At 60.4% G+C, this 20806-nt stretch carries 24 protein-coding genes; 23 read left to right on the top strand and 1 reads right to left on the bottom strand.

The features are described from left to right. Nucleotides 1-385: 385 nt before the first annotated feature. The 14 genes from ACSZO1_RS04825 (at nucleotide 386) to ACSZO1_RS04760 (ending at nucleotide 11823) form a co-directional block, all read left to right on the top strand. Complete coding sequence (locus ACSZO1_RS04825) at nucleotides 386-1207, top strand: PFL_4669 family integrating conjugative element protein (RefSeq protein WP_437610074.1); 822 nt, start codon at nucleotides 386-388, stop codon at nucleotides 1205-1207. After that, entirely contained in the window at nucleotides 1204-1734 is a 531-nt protein-coding gene (locus ACSZO1_RS04820; RefSeq protein WP_437610072.1) for a DUF3158 family protein, read from the top strand. Before ACSZO1_RS04825 ends, ACSZO1_RS04820 begins: the two co-directional genes overlap by 4 nt. After that, nucleotides 1731-2690, top strand: coding sequence for a DNA-methyltransferase (locus ACSZO1_RS04815; RefSeq protein WP_437610070.1), 960 nt, complete (start codon nucleotides 1731-1733; stop codon nucleotides 2688-2690). Before ACSZO1_RS04820 ends, ACSZO1_RS04815 begins: the two co-directional genes overlap by 4 nt. Before the next feature lie 43 nt (nucleotides 2691-2733). Next, nucleotides 2734-3177: a single-stranded DNA-binding protein gene (locus tag ACSZO1_RS04810; RefSeq protein WP_437610068.1), complete on the top strand. Its 444-nt coding sequence runs from the start codon at nucleotides 2734-2736 to the stop codon at nucleotides 3175-3177. Between the two features lie 381 nt (nucleotides 3178-3558). After that, a complete protein-coding gene (locus tag ACSZO1_RS04805; protein ID WP_437610067.1) occupies nucleotides 3559-4107 on the top strand; it encodes an STY4534 family ICE replication protein in 549 nt (182 codons plus the stop codon). 56 nt (nucleotides 4108-4163) lie between these two features. Continuing rightward, nucleotides 4164-4775, top strand: coding sequence for a DUF3275 family protein (locus ACSZO1_RS04800; RefSeq protein WP_437610065.1), 612 nt, complete (start codon nucleotides 4164-4166; stop codon nucleotides 4773-4775). Between the two features lie 77 nt (nucleotides 4776-4852). Next, nucleotides 4853-5194: a hypothetical protein gene (locus ACSZO1_RS04795; protein ID WP_437610063.1), complete on the top strand. Its 342-nt coding sequence runs from the start codon at nucleotides 4853-4855 to the stop codon at nucleotides 5192-5194. Between the two features lie 234 nt (nucleotides 5195-5428). Then, nucleotides 5429-6256, top strand: a complete 828-nt coding sequence (locus tag ACSZO1_RS04790) for a DUF932 domain-containing protein (RefSeq protein WP_437610061.1) — start codon at nucleotides 5429-5431, stop codon at nucleotides 6254-6256. A 136-nt stretch (nucleotides 6257-6392) separates the two neighbouring features. Then, entirely contained in the window at nucleotides 6393-7043 is a 651-nt protein-coding gene (locus tag ACSZO1_RS04785) for a hypothetical protein (protein WP_437610059.1), read from the top strand. 14 nt (nucleotides 7044-7057) lie between these two features. Further along, on the top strand, nucleotides 7058-8215 hold the full coding sequence (locus ACSZO1_RS04780) for a DUF6094 domain-containing protein (RefSeq protein WP_437610057.1): 1158 nt from the start codon (nucleotides 7058-7060) through the stop codon (nucleotides 8213-8215). Nucleotides 8216-8290: 75 nt separating this feature from the next. Beyond that, entirely contained in the window at nucleotides 8291-8617 is a 327-nt protein-coding gene (locus ACSZO1_RS04775) for a hypothetical protein (protein WP_437610055.1), read from the top strand. 87 nt (nucleotides 8618-8704) lie between these two features. Next, entirely contained in the window at nucleotides 8705-9010 is a 306-nt protein-coding gene (locus ACSZO1_RS04770; RefSeq protein WP_437610053.1) for a plasmid related protein, read from the top strand. Between the two features lie 125 nt (nucleotides 9011-9135). Then, nucleotides 9136-9447 (top strand): plasmid related protein, encoded by a 312-nt coding sequence (locus ACSZO1_RS04765; RefSeq protein WP_437610051.1) that lies wholly within the window; start codon nucleotides 9136-9138, stop codon nucleotides 9445-9447. Nucleotides 9448-9522: 75 nt separating this feature from the next. Continuing rightward, complete coding sequence (locus ACSZO1_RS04760; RefSeq protein ID WP_437610049.1) at nucleotides 9523-11823, top strand: DEAD/DEAH box helicase family protein; 2301 nt, start codon at nucleotides 9523-9525, stop codon at nucleotides 11821-11823. A 128-nt stretch (nucleotides 11824-11951) separates the two neighbouring features. On the opposite strand, the gene ACSZO1_RS04755 is transcribed toward ACSZO1_RS04760, so the two are convergent. Next, nucleotides 11952-12806 carry a helix-turn-helix transcriptional regulator gene (locus ACSZO1_RS04755; protein ID WP_437610047.1) on the bottom strand — a complete coding sequence of 285 codons (855 nt, stop codon included), beginning with the start codon at nucleotides 12804-12806 and terminating at the stop codon, nucleotides 11952-11954. Nucleotides 12807-13181: 375 nt separating this feature from the next. Between ACSZO1_RS04755 and ACSZO1_RS04750 the strand changes: the two genes are divergently transcribed. The 9 genes from ACSZO1_RS04750 (at nucleotide 13182) to ACSZO1_RS04710 (ending at nucleotide 20551) form a co-directional block, all read left to right on the top strand. Further along, entirely contained in the window at nucleotides 13182-14348 is a 1167-nt protein-coding gene (locus ACSZO1_RS04750; RefSeq protein ID WP_437610045.1) for an MFS transporter, read from the top strand. Nucleotides 14349-14533: 185 nt separating this feature from the next. After that, nucleotides 14534-15118 (top strand): PilL N-terminal domain-containing protein, encoded by a 585-nt coding sequence (locus tag ACSZO1_RS04745; RefSeq protein WP_437610043.1) that lies wholly within the window; start codon nucleotides 14534-14536, stop codon nucleotides 15116-15118. Beyond that, nucleotides 15115-15762, top strand: coding sequence for a hypothetical protein (locus ACSZO1_RS04740; protein ID WP_437610041.1), 648 nt, complete (start codon nucleotides 15115-15117; stop codon nucleotides 15760-15762). Before ACSZO1_RS04745 ends, ACSZO1_RS04740 begins: the two co-directional genes overlap by 4 nt. A gap of 9 nt (nucleotides 15763-15771) precedes the next feature. After that, the gene (locus ACSZO1_RS04735) at nucleotides 15772-16512 is read left to right on the top strand and encodes a TIGR03759 family integrating conjugative element protein (protein ID WP_437610039.1); all 741 of its coding nucleotides are present in this window, start codon (nucleotides 15772-15774) and stop codon (nucleotides 16510-16512) included. Continuing rightward, nucleotides 16497-16943: a lytic transglycosylase domain-containing protein gene (locus tag ACSZO1_RS04730; protein ID WP_437610037.1), complete on the top strand. Its 447-nt coding sequence runs from the start codon at nucleotides 16497-16499 to the stop codon at nucleotides 16941-16943. The genes ACSZO1_RS04735 and ACSZO1_RS04730 overlap by 16 nt, the downstream gene beginning before the upstream one ends. Then, nucleotides 16944-17081, top strand: a complete 138-nt coding sequence (locus ACSZO1_RS04725; protein WP_437610035.1) for a hypothetical protein — start codon at nucleotides 16944-16946, stop codon at nucleotides 17079-17081. Further along, nucleotides 17078-17629: an integrating conjugative element protein gene (locus ACSZO1_RS04720; protein WP_437610033.1), complete on the top strand. Its 552-nt coding sequence runs from the start codon at nucleotides 17078-17080 to the stop codon at nucleotides 17627-17629. The genes ACSZO1_RS04725 and ACSZO1_RS04720 overlap by 4 nt, the downstream gene beginning before the upstream one ends. Nucleotides 17630-17639: 10 nt before the next feature. Then, nucleotides 17640-19805, top strand: a complete 2166-nt coding sequence (gene traD, locus ACSZO1_RS04715; RefSeq protein WP_437610031.1) for a type IV conjugative transfer system coupling protein TraD — start codon at nucleotides 17640-17642, stop codon at nucleotides 19803-19805. Continuing rightward, nucleotides 19802-20551, top strand: a complete 750-nt coding sequence (locus tag ACSZO1_RS04710) for a TIGR03747 family integrating conjugative element membrane protein (RefSeq protein WP_437610029.1) — start codon at nucleotides 19802-19804, stop codon at nucleotides 20549-20551. The genes traD and ACSZO1_RS04710 overlap by 4 nt, the downstream gene beginning before the upstream one ends. The last annotated feature ends 255 nt before the right edge of the window (nucleotides 20552-20806 follow it).

Here is a 20806-nt window from a genome sequence, read left to right as displayed (position 1 = left end):
CAGCCTTCCATCCACGGGGCACCAGGCGCTCTACCGTGGCCAGACAGTTGATGGTCCACCGAGAGCCATGGGCGCCTATACCCCGGGTATAGCGCAACACACAGCCTTCCGGCCACTGCACCCAGGCATCCCCCTGACCGACAAAGTCGAACCGTCCATTGAGAGCTGTGGACGCCTATACCCGGGGTATAGAGGAACAGCGAGCCTTCCCGATCCTGGCGAGTTTCGGGAATCTGGCTCCCACGAACATGTTCCCGGTTCCGCACCGCCCGGTCGTGCCGCCACCTGCCTACAAACAGGCGCTGCCCCGGTGCGGTTTGATGACTGACGGCCTTCCGGCCAATGGCGATGCTGACCTCTCGTTCCAATACCGGGAGTCGTCAACATGACCAACGAAACAGAATCTCTGCAATTGAACCTTGGGTCCCTGCGCAGCGCGATGTCGCTGACGTTGCACACCCATCATGCCTCGCGCATCTGGCACGGTCGCACACCGTCCGAAGGCAAGCCCGGCATCATCGGCCTCAACGGCTTTGTCGCCATCATGAATAAGCTGAAGCGCGGAGCCGAGCAGGACGACCCGTATTCGGACTGGTGGATGCTGCGCATTGAGGACAAGCTGAGCACGACCAAGGAGCAGCTTCAAACCCTGCGCGAGCAGGTGGACCAAGCGCTGGCCGACATCCCACAGGCGCTCAGCCTCGGTGAAAATCTCAACGTGCAGCCCGTCAAGCTGCCGCTGTTCGTCTCCTCCCAGTTGGGCTTCATGGCGGTCTACCTTCTGGCCGACTATGACGATCTTGCCCGTCGCCTGATCCTGGCGCATCACACCGCCCTGATCGATCGCAGCACGCTCGAACGCTGGCTGGGCGAAGGTGCGCACTCCCTGCGCAGCCTGTTCAGCCTGGCGCAGCAGTACCGCTACTCCGGCACGAAACGTGACGATTTCGCGGCCAACAACGCCGCAGCACGCGCAGCCGTGGAGAAATATGGTGAGCTGCCGCAGGATGTGCTCGAAGGCGAGCGCCGCTCCCGCTTCGCACCGCCGCTCATTCGGCGTTCGCCACTGGCCTCAACGACAACCCGGACCGCAGCCCCGGCAGCCGTGCCGGCCAGCGATACCGAACAGACTGCGCCAGCCGCTTCCGATGAGGGGGCCGGCGATGAGGCATCCGCGTCGTCGGACGAAGAGGATGCCTCATCATGAGCGACACGATTCGCTTCGAAGCGCTGGAACAGACCGACTTCCAGAAGCTGGAACACGCAGCCTACCTAAAAGGCCTTTTGAAACCCTTTAAAGGTAATGGGGAGCTTGCGACCTGGGCCAGCCAGTGCGCAGCGCTGCGGGACGACCTGATTGGCCTGGCGCAGCGCAGGGTGCTGGCGCAGGCCCGCAGCCACCCCTTCAACCTGCTACCCATTCAACTGGCTCAACAGAACACTGGCGCAGGAACTACCTTCCTTCGCTGGCGCAACCTCGATCGTTCCAGCATGGGTGTGGCGCTGTGGGACGAACTGGTCGAGAGCCCCGCCACGCCGACCAGCTTGATTGACGACCTCCTTGCGCTGGAACAGCAGCGCATCGTGATCAACATGCAGATCAGCCTGTGCCACACCATTGCACGGCAGGGTATGGAATGCGCCAGCAAGTTGGCGTCCGCGCAGGCCGTTCACCAGCGCAGGGCCACGGGCGGGACCGGGACTGGTCCATCGACTGACGGGCCATCCTCATGAACGGGCCTGCCGCTGATGCATGGCGCTGGCTCGACCACACCCATGCCGGGGATTGCCGCCAGTTGTTGAAGCGAATGCACGGGGACGGCGTGCGGGTGCAGATGTGCGTGACCAGTCCACCGTACTTCGGCCTGCGCAGCTACCTGCAGGACGGTCATCCAGACAAACACCTGGAGATCGGGCGGGAGGTCACGGCCAGCGCGTACATCCGAGATCTGGTTGAAGTATTCCGCGCGGTTCGCGAGATGCTGGCCGATGACGGAACTTTGTGGATCGTCATCGGCGACACCTACGCCGCGACCCGGACATGGCAGGCACCGAGCACCCGCGGCGGCCCCAAACACGCCGCTGCCCAACAGGGCGCCGGAGGCATGCGAACCAGCGACGGGCTCAAACCCAAGGACATGATGGGCATTCCCTGGGCGCTTGCTTTCGCCTTGCGGCGGGACGGTTGGTATCTGTGCCAGGACATCGTGTGGGCCAAGCCCAATCCGATGCCGGAAAGCGTCTCTGACCGCTGCACCCGGTCGCATGAATATCTGTTCCTGCTCGCCAAGAATCGCCGCTACTACTTCGATCAGGACGCGATCCGCGAACCCTCAGCCGATTCACGCGGCCCCGGCAACACACGCCCGGTCAGCGCACCGCCCGGCGAGCGCGCTTCCAGCAGCAACGCAAACCTGCGCGGCAGCCTTCACAAGATCGGCGCGCGCAGCACCCGCAACAGGCGGGATGTCTGGACCATCGCCAGCAAACCATTCCGCGGGGGGCATTTCGCAGTGTTCCCCGACACGCTTGTGACGCCCTGCATTCTCGCCGGCTCCCGCATCGGCGACACCGTACTCGATCCATTCATGGGCAGCGGCACGACCGCCGTGGCAGCACTACGCCTGCAACGGCATTTCATCGGCTGCGAATTGAACCGGTCGTTCATCGACCTGCAACACCTGCACTGATGCCCATCGGTTCAGGTATTTCCCACCAGCAAGGAGTTTCAATATGAGCACGCACTACTACGGCGAGGGCAATATCGGTTCTGCGCCAGACTATCGGGAGTTTCCGAACGGGAACGACGAGCCGCGGAGGCTTCTTCGCCTGAATGTCTATTTCGACAACCCGGTTCCGACCAAGGATGGGTTCGAGGATCGCGGTGGCTTCTGGGCCCCCGTTGAAATCTGGCACCGCGATGCCGAGCACTGGAAGGACCTGTTCCAGAAGGGCATGCGCGTTCTGGTCGAAGGCCGCGCCGTTCGCGACGAGTGGGAGGATGCGGAAGAAAACGAGCGCGTCACCTTCAAGATCGAGGCGCGGCGGATCGGCATCCTTCCTTATCGGGTCGAGGCCGTGACGCTCGGCGCGAAGCCACAGGAGATCGAGGGCGAAGCGGAGACGAAGCCGAAGGAGACCAGGGGGCAGAAGGAACCGAGGCAGGGTAAGGCGTAAGAACAGGCAGCACCGAGGGCGGCTGCGCCATCCCGTACCCGCTCAAGTGCGGCGAACGAACAATCGGGCTACGCACCAGTACCGATTCCGGATAGCCGGGCGGCGTAGCGAATGCCACGCTATCGCCATGTTGCGCTGACTCCGGTCAGCAACATGCCCAGGTAGCCACCACGATCTTCAAGGCTACGACGCGGTTCCGTCCGCGTGATCAAACCAGTTCGCACCCGGCATCCCAGTGCGAACGACCGTCGAGAAATTGGCGGTGATGCCAACCTAGTTGTTGCCGGATCTCATGATCCATCAACCCGCGCGGGGGTTACACACCTCCCGTACGGGGTCGGTGTGTCTCCGCATTCTTGTCCTCAAGTCTGGAGATTCACCATGACCACTTCTACCGAAAAATCTTTTTTCGACCTGCACATCACCGGCCTCGGCTACCTCAATCGCATCCGCGAAGTGAAGCCCAAGAAAGGTGAACCGTTCCTCGCCTGCGACATCGCAGCGCTAAATGGTCCAAGCAACGATGTTTCGTACGTGCGTTTCGATACGCGCGTTTCCGGCACCGATGCCCGGCACCTGATCCGTCGCTGCATCGATGCCGTCGAGGCAGAGAAGAAAGTGATGATCGGATTCCGCCTGGGCGACCTGTGGACCGACACCTTCACCTATTCCAAGGGGAAGCGCGCCGGTGAACAGGGTGTCAGCCTGAAGGCCCGTCTGCTGTTCGTCAGCTGGATCAAGGTCGATGGCGTCCTGAAGTACAAGGCCGAACCCAAGCCGGCCGAGTCCGAACAGGATGCTGCGGAGCAATCCGCTGCACTTGCTCCTGCTCCGCAGGAAGAGCCGGCTCCCAAAGTATCCGAGCCTGTCGCCGAACCTGCCGACGAAGCCGCTGATGCACAAGCACCGGCACTGGTCGAGTCGTTCTGATCCGCAAGGCCCCCTCACAGGGGCCTTGTTCTTTTCATCATCACCAGGAGCACTCCATGATTACCCTCCCGGGCCAGTTGGCCATCAAGACCATCCACGGCAGGAATGGCGACTTCAATGTCGGTCGCCTTTCGACCAGCATTGGTGAGTTCGTCATCAAGAATGCCGAGCTGGACCAGTATGACGAAGGCAAATACGACGGTGATTTCGTCATCGCCGAAATCCGACCCTCCACCTACAACACCAGTGGGCGGATGGTCATCGAAATCCGCGCCCACCTGGGCGGGATGACCCTCTCGAACATCGATCGCCTGAGCAAGGACGAAGCCCAGCGGCTGAGTCCACAGGAGGTCGACCCCATTGATGAGGAAGTGCAGGCACCTGCGGCGGCCGCCAGGCCTCCAGCCAGGACAAAGGCCCGCAGCACGCGTGATCCTCTGGTCGACACCACGCCATTCGGCAGCGAACCAGCAACCGCATCGCCCTCTGACGCTTCGGCCGAGGATGAAGATGCCGCACTGTTCGGCATGCTCTGGCCGTTAAGCGAAACCGTGAAACTCGACGCAACCGTCGACCGCCGCGTCCTGCGTCAACAGCGCGACCGGCTCGATGCGATGGGCTATCGGTTTGAACCGATCTCCCAGGACTGGCACCTCGCCAGCGCCTGATCGACCTTGATTCATCACCCATCGGGGCGCTTTCCCGATGGGCAAGCTTCCCACGATTTCAAACGAGGAGCTTCATCATGAGTCGGCATTACTTCAACACATTCCACAAGGGATTTCCCATCATCGTCGTGCTCGGCTGGGATCGGCCGATGCGATATTTTTTCCTGACCATCGAAAAGCCTGCCGAGCTGATCGACGACGCCATGCAAGTCGAGGACGACCACTTCCTGTACAGCAATCTGCACGAGGCCGATCCTTTCGGTCATGACCTGGACTACTACCGCGAGGTCTTGCGGTATTTCCAGATCGCCGTGCCGGAGAGCCTGTTCACAGAGGTTCAGTCTGACGCCGAGAGAAATGTCGGCAACCGCCTCGCCAGGCACTTGGCTGACGGTTCATTGACTGAACTGGGGCTCTGAAAGGCCCACATTCCTTATCCCTGATAGGGCATCCACTGTTCTGTGGGCTGTCCTTTACGGGCGTACCACGATCACAGGCGCTTAACGCGTTCGGCATCTGTCGTTGCAGTCGCCTGAAATTCCCGTCCACCAGTCTTCGGACTGACCCTGCATTGCAGGTTTTCCACGCATGCGTGCGCGTCTGGCATTGTGCCGGCCGTCGATGTCGCTTGCCCAATCCTCAAGGAGATAGACATGCAACTCGCATCTCGTTTCGCATCACGTTCCCCGATACTGCGTGCAGATCATCCTCTGTCGGATGACCAGATTCGCGCAGTCGCTCCCTCCATCTTTGCGGATACACCGCATGGAAGCCGCTCCGAACGGTACAGCTATATACCGACCGCCGCTGTTCTGGCGAAACTACGCAATGAAGGGTTCGAGCCCTTCATGGTGTGCCAGACCCGTGTGCGTCATGAAGACCGTCGCGAGTTCACGAAACACATGCTCCGCCTTCGCCATGCAAGCCAGATCAACGGCAAAGAGGCGAATGAGATCATCCTGCTCAATTCGCACGATGGCACCAGCAGCTACCAAATGCTGGCTGGCATGTTCCGTTTCGTGTGCCAGAACGGTCTGGTGTGCGGCGATATCGTCGGTGACGTTCGTGTGCCCCACAAGGGCAATGTCACAGACCATGTAATCGAAGGCGCCTACGAGGTCCTGAGCGGCTTCGACCAGGTGCAGGACTCCCGCGAAGCCATGCGAGCGATCACGCTCGATGATGGCGAGGCGGAAGTCTTCGCAAGGTCGGCCCTGACGCTCAAATATGACAGCGAAAGCAAGGTGCTGCCGATAACTGAAAGCCAGGTTCTGGCGACACGCCGGTTCGATGACAATCGCCCGGATCTGTGGTCTGTGTTCAACCGGGTACAGGAAAACCTCGTAAAAGGAGGTTTGTCCGGTCGGACTGCCACTGGGCGTCATCAACGCACGCGCGCTGTGCAAGGCATCGATCAGAACATCCGTCTCAATCGCGCACTGTGGCTGCTGGCCGACGGCCTGCGGCAACTCAAAAGCTGATCTTCGCGGACTGCGCCGATTTCGGGCAATGCCCGCGGCTTTCACCCATCGCTCCTGACGGAGCATTCCTCACCCCCAGGGGCTGTACCAGCCTCACGGGCTGGTGCTGTCCCTGAACCTTTCAAAGGACACCACCATGCCCGATACAACATCTTCGCAACCGCTTCTTCGCATTGACGAATGCCCCGACCTGATGGCCGACGGCTATATCGGCGACGAAGGCGGCAACCTGATCTTCCTGTCCGTATGGGCACGAGATACAGCCATTCAGCAGTTTTTGGCCCGGCTCACGCTGGGTCGTGACGACGATGGTCTGGATCAGTTCCACCTCATCACCGACGCAGGCGGCTCCGTGCCGGTTTTCGTCGGTAACGTCGACAGGCTGGAGAAGCGCTCCACGCGCCTTTTCCGCCGCACGTTGTTCGGCTCGATGGTCAACCTGTGGCTCTTCGACCAGCGCTGCGTCAAGCCCGACAAGGCTAACGCCAGCGCGCTGACGCTGTTGCCCAGGGACTCAGGCCACCGGCTTGATCGCTTCTGGACACTGGTACAGGAAACCTGCCCATTGCCACTGCTCGATCACTGGCGCGACATCGTGCTGGAGCTCCTGACGGAGCAATCCATGCTGGCGCGTCTTCCCATGGCTTACGGGCCACTGGAAGGGCATCGCCTGGCGCTGGATGTCCCTGTGCTCACGAAGGCACTCGGCGATCTGATCCGTAACGGCACCCTCAGCGCCACGGCGCATGAACTGGCTTCCGGCATGCCCTTACGGCGTATCGCCTGAAGTCTCGCAAGGGCATGCACATGCTGCATGCCCACTCATTTCCCAACCAGAATCAGGAGATTCACATGGCTCTCATGTTCCCCAGGCTTGCCCGCAATTTTGCGAAAAACGGGTACTACCCAACAGACGAACCCACGCTGGAGCGGGCGCTCAACGCGTTGGCTCCGGCCGCTGGTCAAGTCACCATCATCGACCCTTGCGCGGGCGAAGGCGTTGCCATCGCCGAAGCTGCGCATGCGCTTGGCCGTGATCTGGTGTCAGCTTATGCCGTCGAATTCGACGAAGAGCGCGCCAGACATGCCCGAGGGCTTGTCGACTATTGCCTGCACAGCGACCTGATGGACACGTTGATCAGCCGGCAGAGCTTCGGCCTGATGTGGCTCAATCCTCCCTATGGGGACCTGTCCAGGGATGCCGATGGCAACATCGGCTATCAGGGGCAGGGCCGCGCCAGGCTGGAGAAACTGTTTTACCAACGCGTCCTGCCGCTATTGCAATACGGTGGCGTACTGGTCTTCATCATTCCGAGCTACACGCTGGATGCCGAGATGGTGGGCTGGCTGACACGCCATTTCACCGGGCTGCGCATCTATCGTGCAGTCGAGCAGCAGTTCAGGCAGGTGGTGATCTTCGGCACCCGTTCACGCCAGCGCGATCTGGCGAGCGATGCCAAAGCCATCCGCAACCGGCTGCTGCAGATCGGATCAGGTGATACCGAAGCGGAAGAACTGCCGGTCGAATGGTCGTTCGTCCCGTATTCCGTCCCGACCATGCAGGCCGAGCCGGAACAGTTCTACCGGGTCACCATGGAACCGGAGCAATTCGCCGCCGAAGTTCATCGCCTGCAAGGGCTGTGGCCGTCCCTCGATACGCATCTCGGCGCTTCGCAGCAATCGCTGCGGCCTCCGGCCCGTGCCTTGTCTCACTGGCATCTCGCCCTGGCGCTCGCCGCCGGTGCGATTTCAGGTGTCGTGCGCTCCAGGTCCGGCAAGGTGATGGTCGTCAAAGGCGATACCCACAAAGAGAAGTCCACCGCGGTCGAATACAACGAACGCGATGACGGCTCGATCGCCGAAACGCGCATCCTCACAGACAAGTTCGTGCCGGTCATTCGCGCATGGGACATGACACCCGGCTCCCCCACTCGGGGAGAAGTGCTCACCATCCGCTGATTCCTCATCCCCCCGAAACCAACGCCTGGTTCAGGTGCTGGCTTTACCTCTTCATCAACGCAACAGGAGCAAGCCATGTCCTTCAAACTTTTCCCACGCCAGCGCACCGCGCCGGCCTCCATTCCCCTGTTCTCCAGCGGTGCCCTGACGCTCAGCGCCAAGGTTCAATGGCTGGACAGCACGGGGCTGGTTGATCCCCATCGTTTCCTGCATCGCCATCTGCGTGGTGATTGGGGCGATCTCGACGACACAGAACGCCGCGCGAACGATGCCGCTCTTCGCTCCGAAGGCGCCCTGACTTCGCGCTATCAAGTGACGCCGCGGCTGTCCCTGCTGGTGACCACCAACGCGGACCACAGCCAGACCGTGATCCAGCTGCCCGAGGAAACCGGGCCCCACTGACGAAGAGCATCGTCAGCTTTCTCACCCAACGGGGTCATGCTGCCCCGCCAGGGTGTCATGACCCTGCTCAACAATCAGGAGAAAAAGATGACATCCAACGACAGGTCCAGTGATCGCCGCCGTTTGCTGTTTCCGATCGGTGCTTTTATCTTCAGCGAAGGCGTAGACCGTCTGATGCGGGAAGGCCGGCTCGATCCGATGCCTTACTTCCAGCGTCACGTCCGTGGCGACTGGGGCGATGTGACGGATAACAAGTGGCAGGAAAACAATGCCGCCCTGGCGTCCGGCGAGCCTCTCGGTACGCTTTACATCGTCACCCGTGAACTGACCATCCGCATCTTCACCGAAGCAGACCGCAGTGCGACACATGTCATGCTGCCGTCCGAATCCTGACGCGCCAACGCGTCATTCCTCCACCGCCGCGGCCCAGTAACCTCTGTCGCCTGCATCATCCACCCACCGGGGCCATTCACCCCGATCGGGTGCCATGGCTCTTCATTCCCTATGGAGTCACCACCATGGCATATGAAGCACTTTTCAATAGCGTTGTCCCGCAACCGCGATTCCTGACCGGGCAACTGGTCATGACCGGCGGCGTCGATGAACTGGTCCGCGAGGGCCGGCTCAATCCAGGCCCTTATCTCGCACGCCATCTCGGTGCCGACTGGGGCGATCTGGACGACAGCGACTGGCAGTCCAATGACACAGCCTTGCGCACCGGCGAGGACCGCCTGTTTTCGTCCTACCAGGTCGAGCCTGACCTGAAACTCTGGATCATCACCGAATGGGATCGCAGCGTCACCACGCTGCTGTTGCCCGACGAATACTGATCTTCATGCGGCTGCTGCCGCCGCTTCTCATCTTCCCACCCAGGGGCATGTCCATCGCCCCACAGGGGGAGGTGCATGCCCCGTTCTATTTGGAGCATCACCATGTCCCTCGATCTTGAAACCATCCCCGATTCTGCCGTGCAGGGCGATTTGCCTGAAGCAGAGTCCTCACCTCTGACCATCAGCCTCAACGATTTCGTTTCCGAATTCGGTGACGAACTGCTGGAAAGCCTCAACCGCGCCAATCCTCCGGTCTACACCGGGGAAGCGCGCCCACATCGGCAAGGGGTTCTGTCGCGTCTCAAGCGGCAGCCATTCCCCGCGCAGGCCGAAGTCATCCATGCTGTCAGCGAGTTGCTGATCGATCGTGGTGAACGCGCCGCAATCATCAACGCGGAAATGGGAACGGGCAAGACGCTGATGGCAATTGCCGTCGCCGCAGTGCTCAACGCCGAAGGCTACCGCCGCACGCTGGTCCTGTCGCCGCCGCACCTGGTCTACAAGTGGCGGCGGGAAATCCTCGAAACCATCCCCGGTGCAAAGGTGTGGGTGCTCAACGGCCCCGACACGCTGGTCAAATTGCTGAAGTTGCGCGAGCAACTCGGCGTACCGGCCACCGGCCAGGAGTTCTTTGTTCTTGGCAGGGTCAGGATGCGCATGGGCTTCCACTGGAAGCCCGTTTTCACCCGTCGCCGCACGCCTGGCGGTTTCGTCGGCGCATGCCCGCATTGCGGTCACGTTATCACCGATCTCGATGGCGAGCCGATCAACACGATCGAGCTCGAGGCGGAGGAGTCGCGGCGCAAGTGCAGCCATTGCGCATCCGCGCTGTGGACGTTGATGCGCCCGCGGTCTCTTTCATCCACCGACCAGTCCTCGGCAGTGATCAAGGCGCTCAAGCGTATTCCCACCATCGGGGAGGCCACGGCCCAGCGGCTGATGAAGAAGTTCGGCGAGTCGTTCCTGGTTTCTCTCCTGGGCGACAACCTGTTCGAGTTCATCAACCTGATGGACGAGAACGGTGATCTTGTGTTCTCCGACCGGCAGGCCCAGCGCATGGAACGTGCAATGGCCTCCATGGAATTTGGCTTTGGTGAAGGTGGCTATCAAGCCAGTGAATTCATCAAACGCTATCTTCCGCAGGGCTTTTTCGATCTCCTCGTGTGTGACGAGGGCCATGAGTACAAAGGGTCGGGTTCCGCACAGGGACAGGCGATGGGCGTGCTTGCCGCCAAGGCTCGCAGGACCCTGCTGCTGACCGGCACGCTGATGGGCGGCTACGCGGACGATTTGTTCGCGCTGCTGTTCCGGACGCTGACCGGGCGGATGATCGAAGACGGCTACCGGCCCTCCAGGACTGGCAGCATGACGTCGGCTGCGATGGCCTTCATGCGCGAACACGGCGTTTTGAAGGACATCTATTCCGAAAGCACCGGCACGGCGCACAAGACGGCCAGGGGCACCAAGATCACGGTGCGCACCGTCAAAGCGCCTGGCTTCGGGCCGAAGGGCATCCTGCGATGCGTGCTGCCGTTCACCGTGTTCCTGAAACTCAGGGACATTGGCGGCAACGTGCTTCCTCCCTACGAGGAGGAGTTTCGTGAGGTCGCGATGGAGGCCGATCAGGCCGTCGCATATCGTGACCTGGCCGGCCGCCTCACGGCAGCTCTCAAGGAAGCCCTGCGCAAGCGGGACACGACGCTTCTTGGTGTGGTCCTCAACGTGCTTCTGGCCTGGCCGGACACGTGCTTCCGCCCCGAGACGGTCACGCATCCCCGCACGCGGGAATTGCTGGCCTTCACACCGTCGCAGTTCAACGAGCTGGAAATCACGCCAAAAGAGCGTGAACTGATCGACATCTGCAAAGCAGAAAAAGCCGAAGGCCGCAAGGTCCTGGCCTATACCGTCTATACCGGGACGCGGGACACCACGTCGAGGCTGAAGGTTCTTCTGGAACAGGAAGGTCTGAAGGTCGCAGTGCTGCGTGCAAGCGTGGACACCTCACGACGCGAAGACTGGATTGCCGAGCAGCTCGACCGGGGCATCGATGTGCTGTTGACCAATCCCGAACTGGTCAAGACGGGCCTGGATCTGTTGGAGTTCCCAACGATTGTCTTTATGCAGTCAGGCTGGAACGTTTACACGCTCCAACAGGCCTCGCGCCGATCGTGGCGGATCGGTCAGAAGCTGGCCGTGAAGGTCATCTATCTGGGCTATGCGGCCACGTCACAGATGACGTGCCTTTCGCTGATGGCGAAGAAGATCCTCGTCTCGCAGAGCACGTCGGGCGACGTGCCGGAGTCCGGCCTGGATGCGCTCAACACGGATGGTGACTCCGTAGAAGTGGCGATGGCAAGACAACTTGTCGCCGCCTGATTCAACTCCTCATGCCGGCGTCCCATCGGGGCGCCGGCCTTCTCGTTTCTTCCACGTTGTAACTTCTGGCCGACATAGGTATCGAACCGCTGGACTCGGCTGCAGATCGCCGACTGGTGAGATGGATGCTATTTTTCATCTGCACAGGAGGTCAACCAACTGATGAAACCTTGATCTTGATCGCTTTGATCCAGTGCTGCGTAGTAGAAGAGTCGAAGATGGTGATCCTCGTCAATGGTGAGTTTGGTGTACTCGAACGCAACAGTCCCATAATCCACGAGAGATAATCGCTGCCAGCCCATATTATGATTATGGATGGTCTGCTCTTTCCACCACGTTTTGAAATCGGGCGATACCTTTTCTAGTTCCTTGATCAAGGCACAGATATCAGGCTCTTGCGTCGCCCGGACAAAATCTCGCCGGAACTCAGATAGGAGATGGAGGGCTTGGTCCTCCCAAGGGCTAAATAGTGCCTGAGTCGCAGGATCAGCGAATACCATCCAGAGCAGGTTCCGACGTTCAGGGGCGTGCTTTGAAAAGTGGAAGACCTGGTCAGCGGCTTGATTCCACGCCAGCACATCCCATCGAAGATTGATCACGTAGGCAGGGCGTAGCGCCAGGTCACCCATCAGGCGGTGGACGACTTGCGGTACGACACACCATGTCTTTCCTGGTTCTGCGGGAGGACGCTGCTGGCTTAGCAGATAGAGATACCGGCGCTCAGCGGCGTCCAGCTTCAGGACCCGTGACAGATTATCCAGAAATGTCGCCGATACGCTGATATCACGCCCTTGCTCCAGCCACGTATACCAAGTCAATCCGACCCCGGCCAATGCAGCAACTTCTTCGCGTCGCAGACCGGGCGTACGGCGGCGCCCACCAGCCGGAAGGCCAACATCGGCCGGATGTAAGCGCTCGCGCCGACTACGCAGAAAGTCGGCTAGCTCTTTTCGCGTGCGCTCCATAGTTCGGGTAGTGCCCATCCCATCACCCTTAGTAATAGCATAATCAGTTAGATTGTAATAGTTAAACAAATTACACACAATGGGCGCGACTTGCCGGAGAGGCATTTAAACGCCTTCAGGCAACCATTTGAAAAGAATGAAAGACATGTAGTCAGCACCAGGGGGAAATGACCATGCATCAAAGTTTGTTGAATAAAACTCTGAGCACTTTGAGGGCGTCCGGACAATATCGATCTTTTGTGACGTTGAACCGAATTTGCGACCAGTATGGGGATGGAGTTGGTGGTCGGCCTAAATGCCTGACTGACGGGAAAAGAGGTGTCGCTTTCTCTTTAAACTGCAACTGTGGGGCGGTACGTGTGTCGCCCCGCTTCCATTAATCGGAAGTCAATGATGTCTAACTACAAAAAAATCTCGCCAGTCTATCTCATATCCTTGGGGGCTTTTGCTCTGGGGATGGCCTCCTACGTTACTGCTGGGCTCCTGCCTATGATAGAAACGGCCTTTTCCGTACCCGTTGCGATCGCAGCGCAGTTGGTCACAGCCTTTACATTGGCATACGGACTGGGCTCCCCTATCTTTGTGGCGCTGTTACCCGCGCATCTGCAACGGACTGGATTGCTGTTAGCCCTCGGGTTGTTTGTCCTGGCCAACGCTGCCAGCGCTCTATCTACCGATTTCACGATGCTGATGGTCTTCCGCGCCGTCGCCGGTATCGGCGCAGGTGTCTATCTGGCGATGGGTATTGCTGCCTCAGCAGCCCTTTCACCTCCTGATCAGCGAGGGAAATCGATCGCCGTAATCATGGGCGGTATGGCAAGCGGAACAGTGTTGGGTGTTCCTTTGAGCTTGCTCCTTGCAGAACAACTCGGTTGGGAATCGGCACTATGGTTGGTCACGCTCTTGGGGGGCATTGCTTTCGTAGGATTGTTTGCCCGCCTTCCGGCATTGCCAACGGTACAGGCAACTCCACTCAAGGCCAAGATCGCGCTGCTCACAGATAGCCACGTGGTAGTCATCCTATTGGTTTCCCTGCTCGCGGCGATCTCCAGCCTGGGAATGTACACCTTCCTCGCTCCACTGATAGCTGCTGCCGAACTGGGCTCACCTCACTCCGTTACGCCGTATCTTTGGGTATGGGGAGTTGGGGGGGGGCTGGGCAGCTTCCTGATCGGGCCGCTCGTGGATCGCATCAAGGGACCGACGCTGACGTTGTGGATTATGGCTATTCTGGCAGTTGCTTTGCTTTTACTGCCGGCCTCTTTGTCAACAGGTCCATGGTTGGTGATGCTTCCTATCGCTGTTTGGGGTGCCGTAGGCTGGGCGCTTCAGGTGCCTCAAAACAATGAATTGATCAAAGCTCGTGAACAACAGGGCGATGGCAATTTAGCTGTGGCACTGAATGAATCTGCGCTTTATCTGGGCAGCGCGCTTGGGGCTGCATTGGGAGGGTTGTTGCTTCTCCAGCAATGGCCTGCATGGATGTTGGCGACCAGTGCAGGCGCAGTGGCTATTATCGGCGCAATACTTCAACTACTTAACTTACGCAGGAGGCCTTAATTGGCCTCTCCGCCATAGGATCAGGATAGTCGTCGGCGACCATTTCCCACGTTGACAATCCTGAGCTATGCGAGCGCCCCGTTAAATCGCCCAAAGAAATCGGTCGAGGGGCGCTCCCCTTTGTTGGATGATGCGCACATTGAGAAGCGCGATGGTGTCGGTTCCACGCTTTAGAGAGCCGACACATGCAACCATTCAGCCATTTTCATCGCCATCTGGCGGGCTGCGGCCTGTTGATCGCAGCCGTATTGATAAGCGGTTGCGCGACGACAGCACCTCCGCCTAAGGCCGCCCCTGTCGCGAAGCCGGCGATCGCACCGGCGAAACAGAAGCCGGAATTCGTACCTGTCGTTCGCTATGGCCGTTACACACTGGTCGAACTGGCGCCGGCCTCGGCACAGCAAGACCTGTTGCTGCAGGTTGTCGATGTCGCTATCCCCGACACGCGCAGCGCGACAGTAGGCGATGCGCTGCGTCACGTTCTGCTGCGTTCCGGCTACCAACTTTGCTCGGTGGGCGACATCACCGCGCTCAACTCATTGCCGCTGCCCGCATCCCACTATCGGCTGGGGCCGATGCTGCTGCGCGATGCCTTGCTGACACTGGCAGGTCCAGCCTGGGATATGAAAATCGATGATGGCGCCCGCCGGATTTGCTTCAACCGCGTTCAGCAGCCGTCATCGAGTCAGACCCAATCGCCCCCACAGTCAGCTTTGAAGACTGTTGGTCATGTCGAAAGACGTCCGCTCACAACGGAGGTGCGGCCATGACCACCATCCCTGGCTCTCCCCGTCGCTCGCGCGTACCGCTGCTGCGCGTGGCCACCATCACCTGGGTCTTGCTGATCAGCACGGGAGCAGTGGTGAACCACGTGGCGTTGTCCAACCTTGCCACACAGGCAGGCGGCAGCGCACAGAGCACGCAAGTCGCAGCCCTGGAGGCCCGACTGGCAGAACTGGGTCAGCAGCTCGAAGCGCAGCGTCAGCAGCCCGACACATTGACGACCACACAGTTCGAGACCGAGCGTCAGGCCATCGAGCAACGGGTTTCCAGGATCGAGCAGGCCCTCGGCGAACGGCTGACGGTCGATAGCCTTGCCCCGTTGCATAGCCGCATCGAGCAACTGGAAGCCCGCCTGGCGAAAGCCGCTCAGGTCGTGCCCGCCCCAACCCGCACGCGGAAGAACCAGGCCTCCAGGCCCAAAGCGGCGGTTCCTCCATTCAAGGTTGTTGGTCTCGAAATGCGCGGCGGTGAACGCTTTCTGTCGATCCAGCCCGTGGGGGGACCTTCCTCGCCACTAACCAACGTTTTGCGGCCCGGCGAATCTGAGGCTGGCTGGCGGCTGGAAACCATCGAAGACCGCACTGCCGTGTTTCAGAAAAACGGCCAGGTTCTTCGCGTGGTAGCGCCATAGGAGGGCCAGATGAACCGCAAGATCCTTTCGCTCGCCCTGGCTATCAATCTGGCCGTTGGCGTCATCTCCCCCGTCGCAGCACAAAACACCCGCACATCCGCATCCCCTGTTGTACCTGGTCAGGAACAGACGACAACCGCGAGCAACAGCGAGGAGCAGAACGCTCGCGACTGGGGATTGCGCGTGGAGGAATGGACACGCTACCGGGAGGTGATGCGCGGTCCGCTGGGCATTTATTCCCCCAATCTCGATCCGCTTACCGCACTCGGCATCGAGGCGCGCTCAGATGAAGAGCGCCGGCACTACGCCGAGTTGCAGGTTCAGGTCGAAGCGCGGCGTGTCGAGAAAACACTGGCTTACCAGCGTGCTTATGACGCTGCCTGGCAGCGCCTGCATCCGGGTATTCAGCGTGTCAATCTGCCGGGGGCCAACCAGACTTCCAGCACCGCCGGCGTGCCGGGCGATACGAACCGGTTGGCCGTATTCATCAAGGATGGTTGTGACCCATGCGGCCAGCTTGTCCAGCAATTGCAGACCTCCGGGGCCGAATTCGACCTCTACATGGTCGGCAGCCGCCAGGATGATGCCCGCATCCGCGATTGGGCCAGGCGTGCCCGGATTGACCCCGCCCGTGTTCGTAGCGGCTCCATCACCCTCAACCATGATGCAGGGCGCTGGCTATCGCTGGGCCTGCAAGGGGACCTGCCAGCCGTCGTGCGGCAGGTCGGCGGCGAATGGCAAAGGCAATGAACCGCTATGCACGCCTGCTCGCGGTTCTGGCCGCCTCGTTCGCCGGAACCGCACTCGCCAGGGCACAGGAAATTCCGCCTCCTGCCTATCAGGTCGCAGCGCAGCGCGCGGACATTCCGTCCCCGGTTCTCTATGCCGTTGCGCTACAGGAGAGTGGCTTGCGGCGTGGGGGCCGACTGGTCCCATGGCCCTGGACCCTGAACGTCGCAGGAACCGCCCGCCGCTTCAGCAGCCAAGCCGATGCCTGCGACGGCCTGAGCAAAGCGTTGCGCGAAGTCCCGCCAACCCGCATCGACGCGGGGCTGGCTCAGATCAATCTGGGTTACCAGAAGCATCGCTACAGCCGCCCCTGCGATCTGCTCGATCCGTATCGCAATCTCGCGATCGCGGCCGAAATTCTGCGTGAACAACATACGCCGGGCGAAGACTGATTGCTCGCCATCGGCCGCTATCACCGCCCGGCAGGCGGCGCACCCGCCGCGCGCTACCGACGCAGTGTCAGCCAGCACCTGGCGCGCGTGATCGGTCCTTCCCGTGCTGATGCTTCCATCAGGAGGAGTACCCCATGAAATTTCCATTCCCTGCCTGCGTCGCGAGGCCGATTCTTGGCATTGTGCTATGTGCCGGTGGTGTGCCAGCCCTTGCAGGCGAGCCGCCTCTCGTGGTGGTCGAGGACCATGGAGGCAGGTCTGCCTTGCCCTACTACCAGGCGCTGGACCTGCCGCCACGCCAGGGTCAACCGGGCCCGCCGCGGATCTCTGAGCCGCCGTCCGCAGGCAAGACTTTCAGCGAAGCCGATATGTTGCCCGTGCGCTCTGAGAGGCTGTCGCCTGGCGATGAACCTCGCAGGGTGATCCAGGCACCGGGCCTGACACCCGTTTTCCTCATCGGTGATGACGAGCGCTCACGCGCTTGGCTGCTTGAGCGCAAGGCAGCGCTGCACGAAATCAGCGCCATCGGTCTTGTGGTCAATGTCGGTTCGGCGGAAGAACTGGCAGGACTGCGCAGGCTAGCACCCGAGCTCACTTTGTCACCGGTATCGGGGGACGACCTCGCTCAGCGGCTCGGACTGCGGCATTACCCGGTCCTGATCACCCCCACCGGCATCGAGCAGTGAGAGCGCCATCATGGCCCAGCCTCATGCGGTGGAAGTGCTGCTGCGGCCAGCGGTGGAGCTATACACCGTTGCGGTTTGCGCCGGCGCCGCGTTGGTGTGCATGGTGGCACCCTGGTCGTTGGCGTTAAGCCCGTTGCTGGGCTTCGGCAGCGCTCTGGCATTCCTCGTATTCGGTGGCATCCGCTTGCGCGAGGCGATGGTCATCTTGCGATACCGCCGCAATATCCGCCGCCTCCCTCGCTATGTCATGACCAGCAGGCAGGTACCGGTTAGCCGGCAGCGCCTGTTTATCGGCCGTGGTTTTCGTTGGGACCAACGCCACACCCACCGGCTGATGCAAACCTATCGACCGGAGTTTCGGCGCTACGTCGAACCCACGCCGATCTACCGTCTTGCCCGGCGCGTCGAAGAACGCCTGGAGTTCGCGCCGTTTCCGCTTTCAAAACTCGCCCGGGTGATTGCATGGGACAGCCCGCTGAACCCCGCGCGGCCGCTGCCCCCGGTGGGAGGCATGCCACGCTTGCACGGCATCGAGCCGCACGAGATCGACGTCACCCTGCCGCTCGGCGAACGCGTCGGCCACTCGCTTGTGCTGGGAACCACCCGCGTCGGCAAGACCAGGCTCGCAGAATTGTTCATCACCCAGGACATCCGTCGGCGCAACGCCTCCGGTGAACATGAGGTCGTCATCGTCTTCGATCCGAAGGGTGACGCAGACCTGTTGAAGCGGATGTACGTCGAGGCCAAACGCGCCGGGCGTGAGGGTGAATTCTATGTGTTTCATCTCGGATGGCCCGACATTTCGGCCCGCTACAACGCTGTGGGACGCTTCGGCCGCATCAGTGAAGTGGCGACCCGCATCGCCGGGCAGCTTTCCGGGGAGGGCAATAGCGCTGCATTCCGTGAATTTGCATGGCGGTTCGTCAACATCATCGCCAGGGCCCTGGTGGAGCTGGGGCAGCGGCCGGACTACCTGCTGATCCAGCGGCATGTCGTGAACATCGACGCGCTGTTTATCGAATATGCCCAACGCTACTTCGCCAGCCATGAGCCGAAGGCCTGGGAGATCATCGTTCAGTTGGAAGGCCGGATCAACGACAAGAACACGCCCCGTCACATGATGGGCAGGGAGAAGCGCGTGGTGGCGCTCGAACAATATCTGTCTCAGGTGCGCGTGTACGACCCCGTGCTTGATGGCTTGCGGTCGGCAGTGCGTTATGACCGCACCTATTTCGACAAGATCGTCGCGTCGTTGTTGCCGTTGCTTGAGAAGCTAACCACCGGCAAAACAGCACAGCTGCTCGCCCCCAACTATTCCGACCTGAACGACCCCCGGCCGATCTTCGACTGGATGCAGATTATTCGCAAGAGGGCGGTCGTCTACGTTGGACTGGATGCCCTGTCGGATTCGGAGGCCGCGGCGGCGGTCGGGAACTCGATGTTCAGCGATCTGGTGTCCGTCGCTGGACACATCTACAAATTCGGGATTGATGACGGCCTTCCCGGCGCGGCAACCGGGGTGAAAATTCCCATCAACGTTCACGCGGACGAATTTAATGAATTGATGGGCGATGAGTTCATCCCCATGGTCAACAAAGGCGGCGGCGCGGGCCTCCAGGTCACGGATTATACCCAGACGTTAAGCGATATCGAAGCACGCATCGGCAACCGTGCCAAGGCTGGCCAGGTCGTCGGTAACTTCAATAATCTCTTCATGTTGCGGGTACGTGAAACCGCCACCGCAGAACTTTTGACCAAACAGCTTCCCAAGGTCGAGGTTTACACGACTTCGCTCATGAGCGGCGCCACCGATAGCTCGGATATTCGTGGCCAGACGGACTTCACCAGCAACACCCAGGATCGCGTCACCGCGACAAGCGTGCCGTTGATCGAGCCCGCGCATGTAGTGTCTCTGCCAAAAGGGCAGGCATTCGCATTGCTGGAGGGCGGTAACCTGTGGAAGATTCGAATGCCCTTGCCGGCGCCTGACCCGGACGAAGCGATGCCGAAGGATCTGCAACAACTGGCGGGCTACATGCGTCAACACTATGTCGAGGCCGGCGACTGGTGGGAAAACCAGGGACTCCCCGGCCTTCAGGATGAACCCTTACCGGACGACCTTCTCGACGGCTTCCGGCACATTGCCACAGCTGAAGATGAGGCGGCTTTGCCATGAGCGATCCGGCCGCGACAGCGCAACGCCAGCAGAACCGCCAGCAAGGGCTGATCGCAGGCATCATCACGCTGCCGTTTCGCCTCTTCGGCGTGCTGTGTGGCTCGCTCCTGCTGTGCGTCGTGATCGAGTGCGTGGGCATGCACCTGTTCTGGCCTGAACAGGGATGGCGGCACGCGCAGGGAATGCTGGACTACGAGCTGGCCCAGCTCTCCGGCCACTTCACCCGCAGCGCTCTGGTACAGGAGCCGGGGCGCACTGCGCATTGGCTGGTCGAACAGGCCTACGACTGGATCTTCGTCAAAACCGGCCTGCTGGAATGGATGCGCAATGCAGCGAACCAGGCCAGCGCTCCCAGCAATGGAGCAACACGGGATTTTCGTTACTACATCAGTCAGGCATATGTCTGGGTAGAAAGCTACCTGATCGCTGCGGCTTATACGACCCTGGTGTTCATCGTGCGCTTGCTGGTGCTGGTGCTGACCTTGCCGCTGTTCCTGATGGCAGCCTTTGTGGGGCTGGTTGACGGCCTCGTACGCCGCGACATACGCCGCTTCGGTGCAGGACGCGAATCCGGTTTCGCCTACCATCGAGCCAAAGCATCGCTGATGCCTCTGGCTGTGCTGCCATGGGTGATCTACCTGGCGCTGCCGTTGAGCGTGAGCCCCTTACTCATCCTGTTGCCCAGCGCGGTGCTGCTGGGATTGGCGACAGACATCGCAGCCGGCAGCTTCAAGAAGTATTTGTAGGTATTCCCACGATCAAAACTGAAACTCTGCTCCGCAAAAGCTGATCGATAATAACGATCAATATTTAATTATTGATCTGCAAAACCGGTTATGAAAAGAGCAATACTTCTGCCATGATTAAATTCCGCCCGGCACTTCAAAGAAATGGAGGCCGGGATGGAATAAAGACTGACCAACACCATGGAAATCCGCCCGCGCTGTCATTGGCGGGCTTTTCCCTTCGGCGATTGATGGCTTTTCCTGCAGATAAACAGA

Origin of the sequence: Erwinia sp. V71 (assembly GCF_965644245.1) — a bacterium.
Lineage (GTDB): Bacteria > Pseudomonadota > Gammaproteobacteria > Enterobacterales > Enterobacteriaceae > Erwinia.
This window is presented reverse-complemented; position numbering and strand designations above follow the sequence as displayed.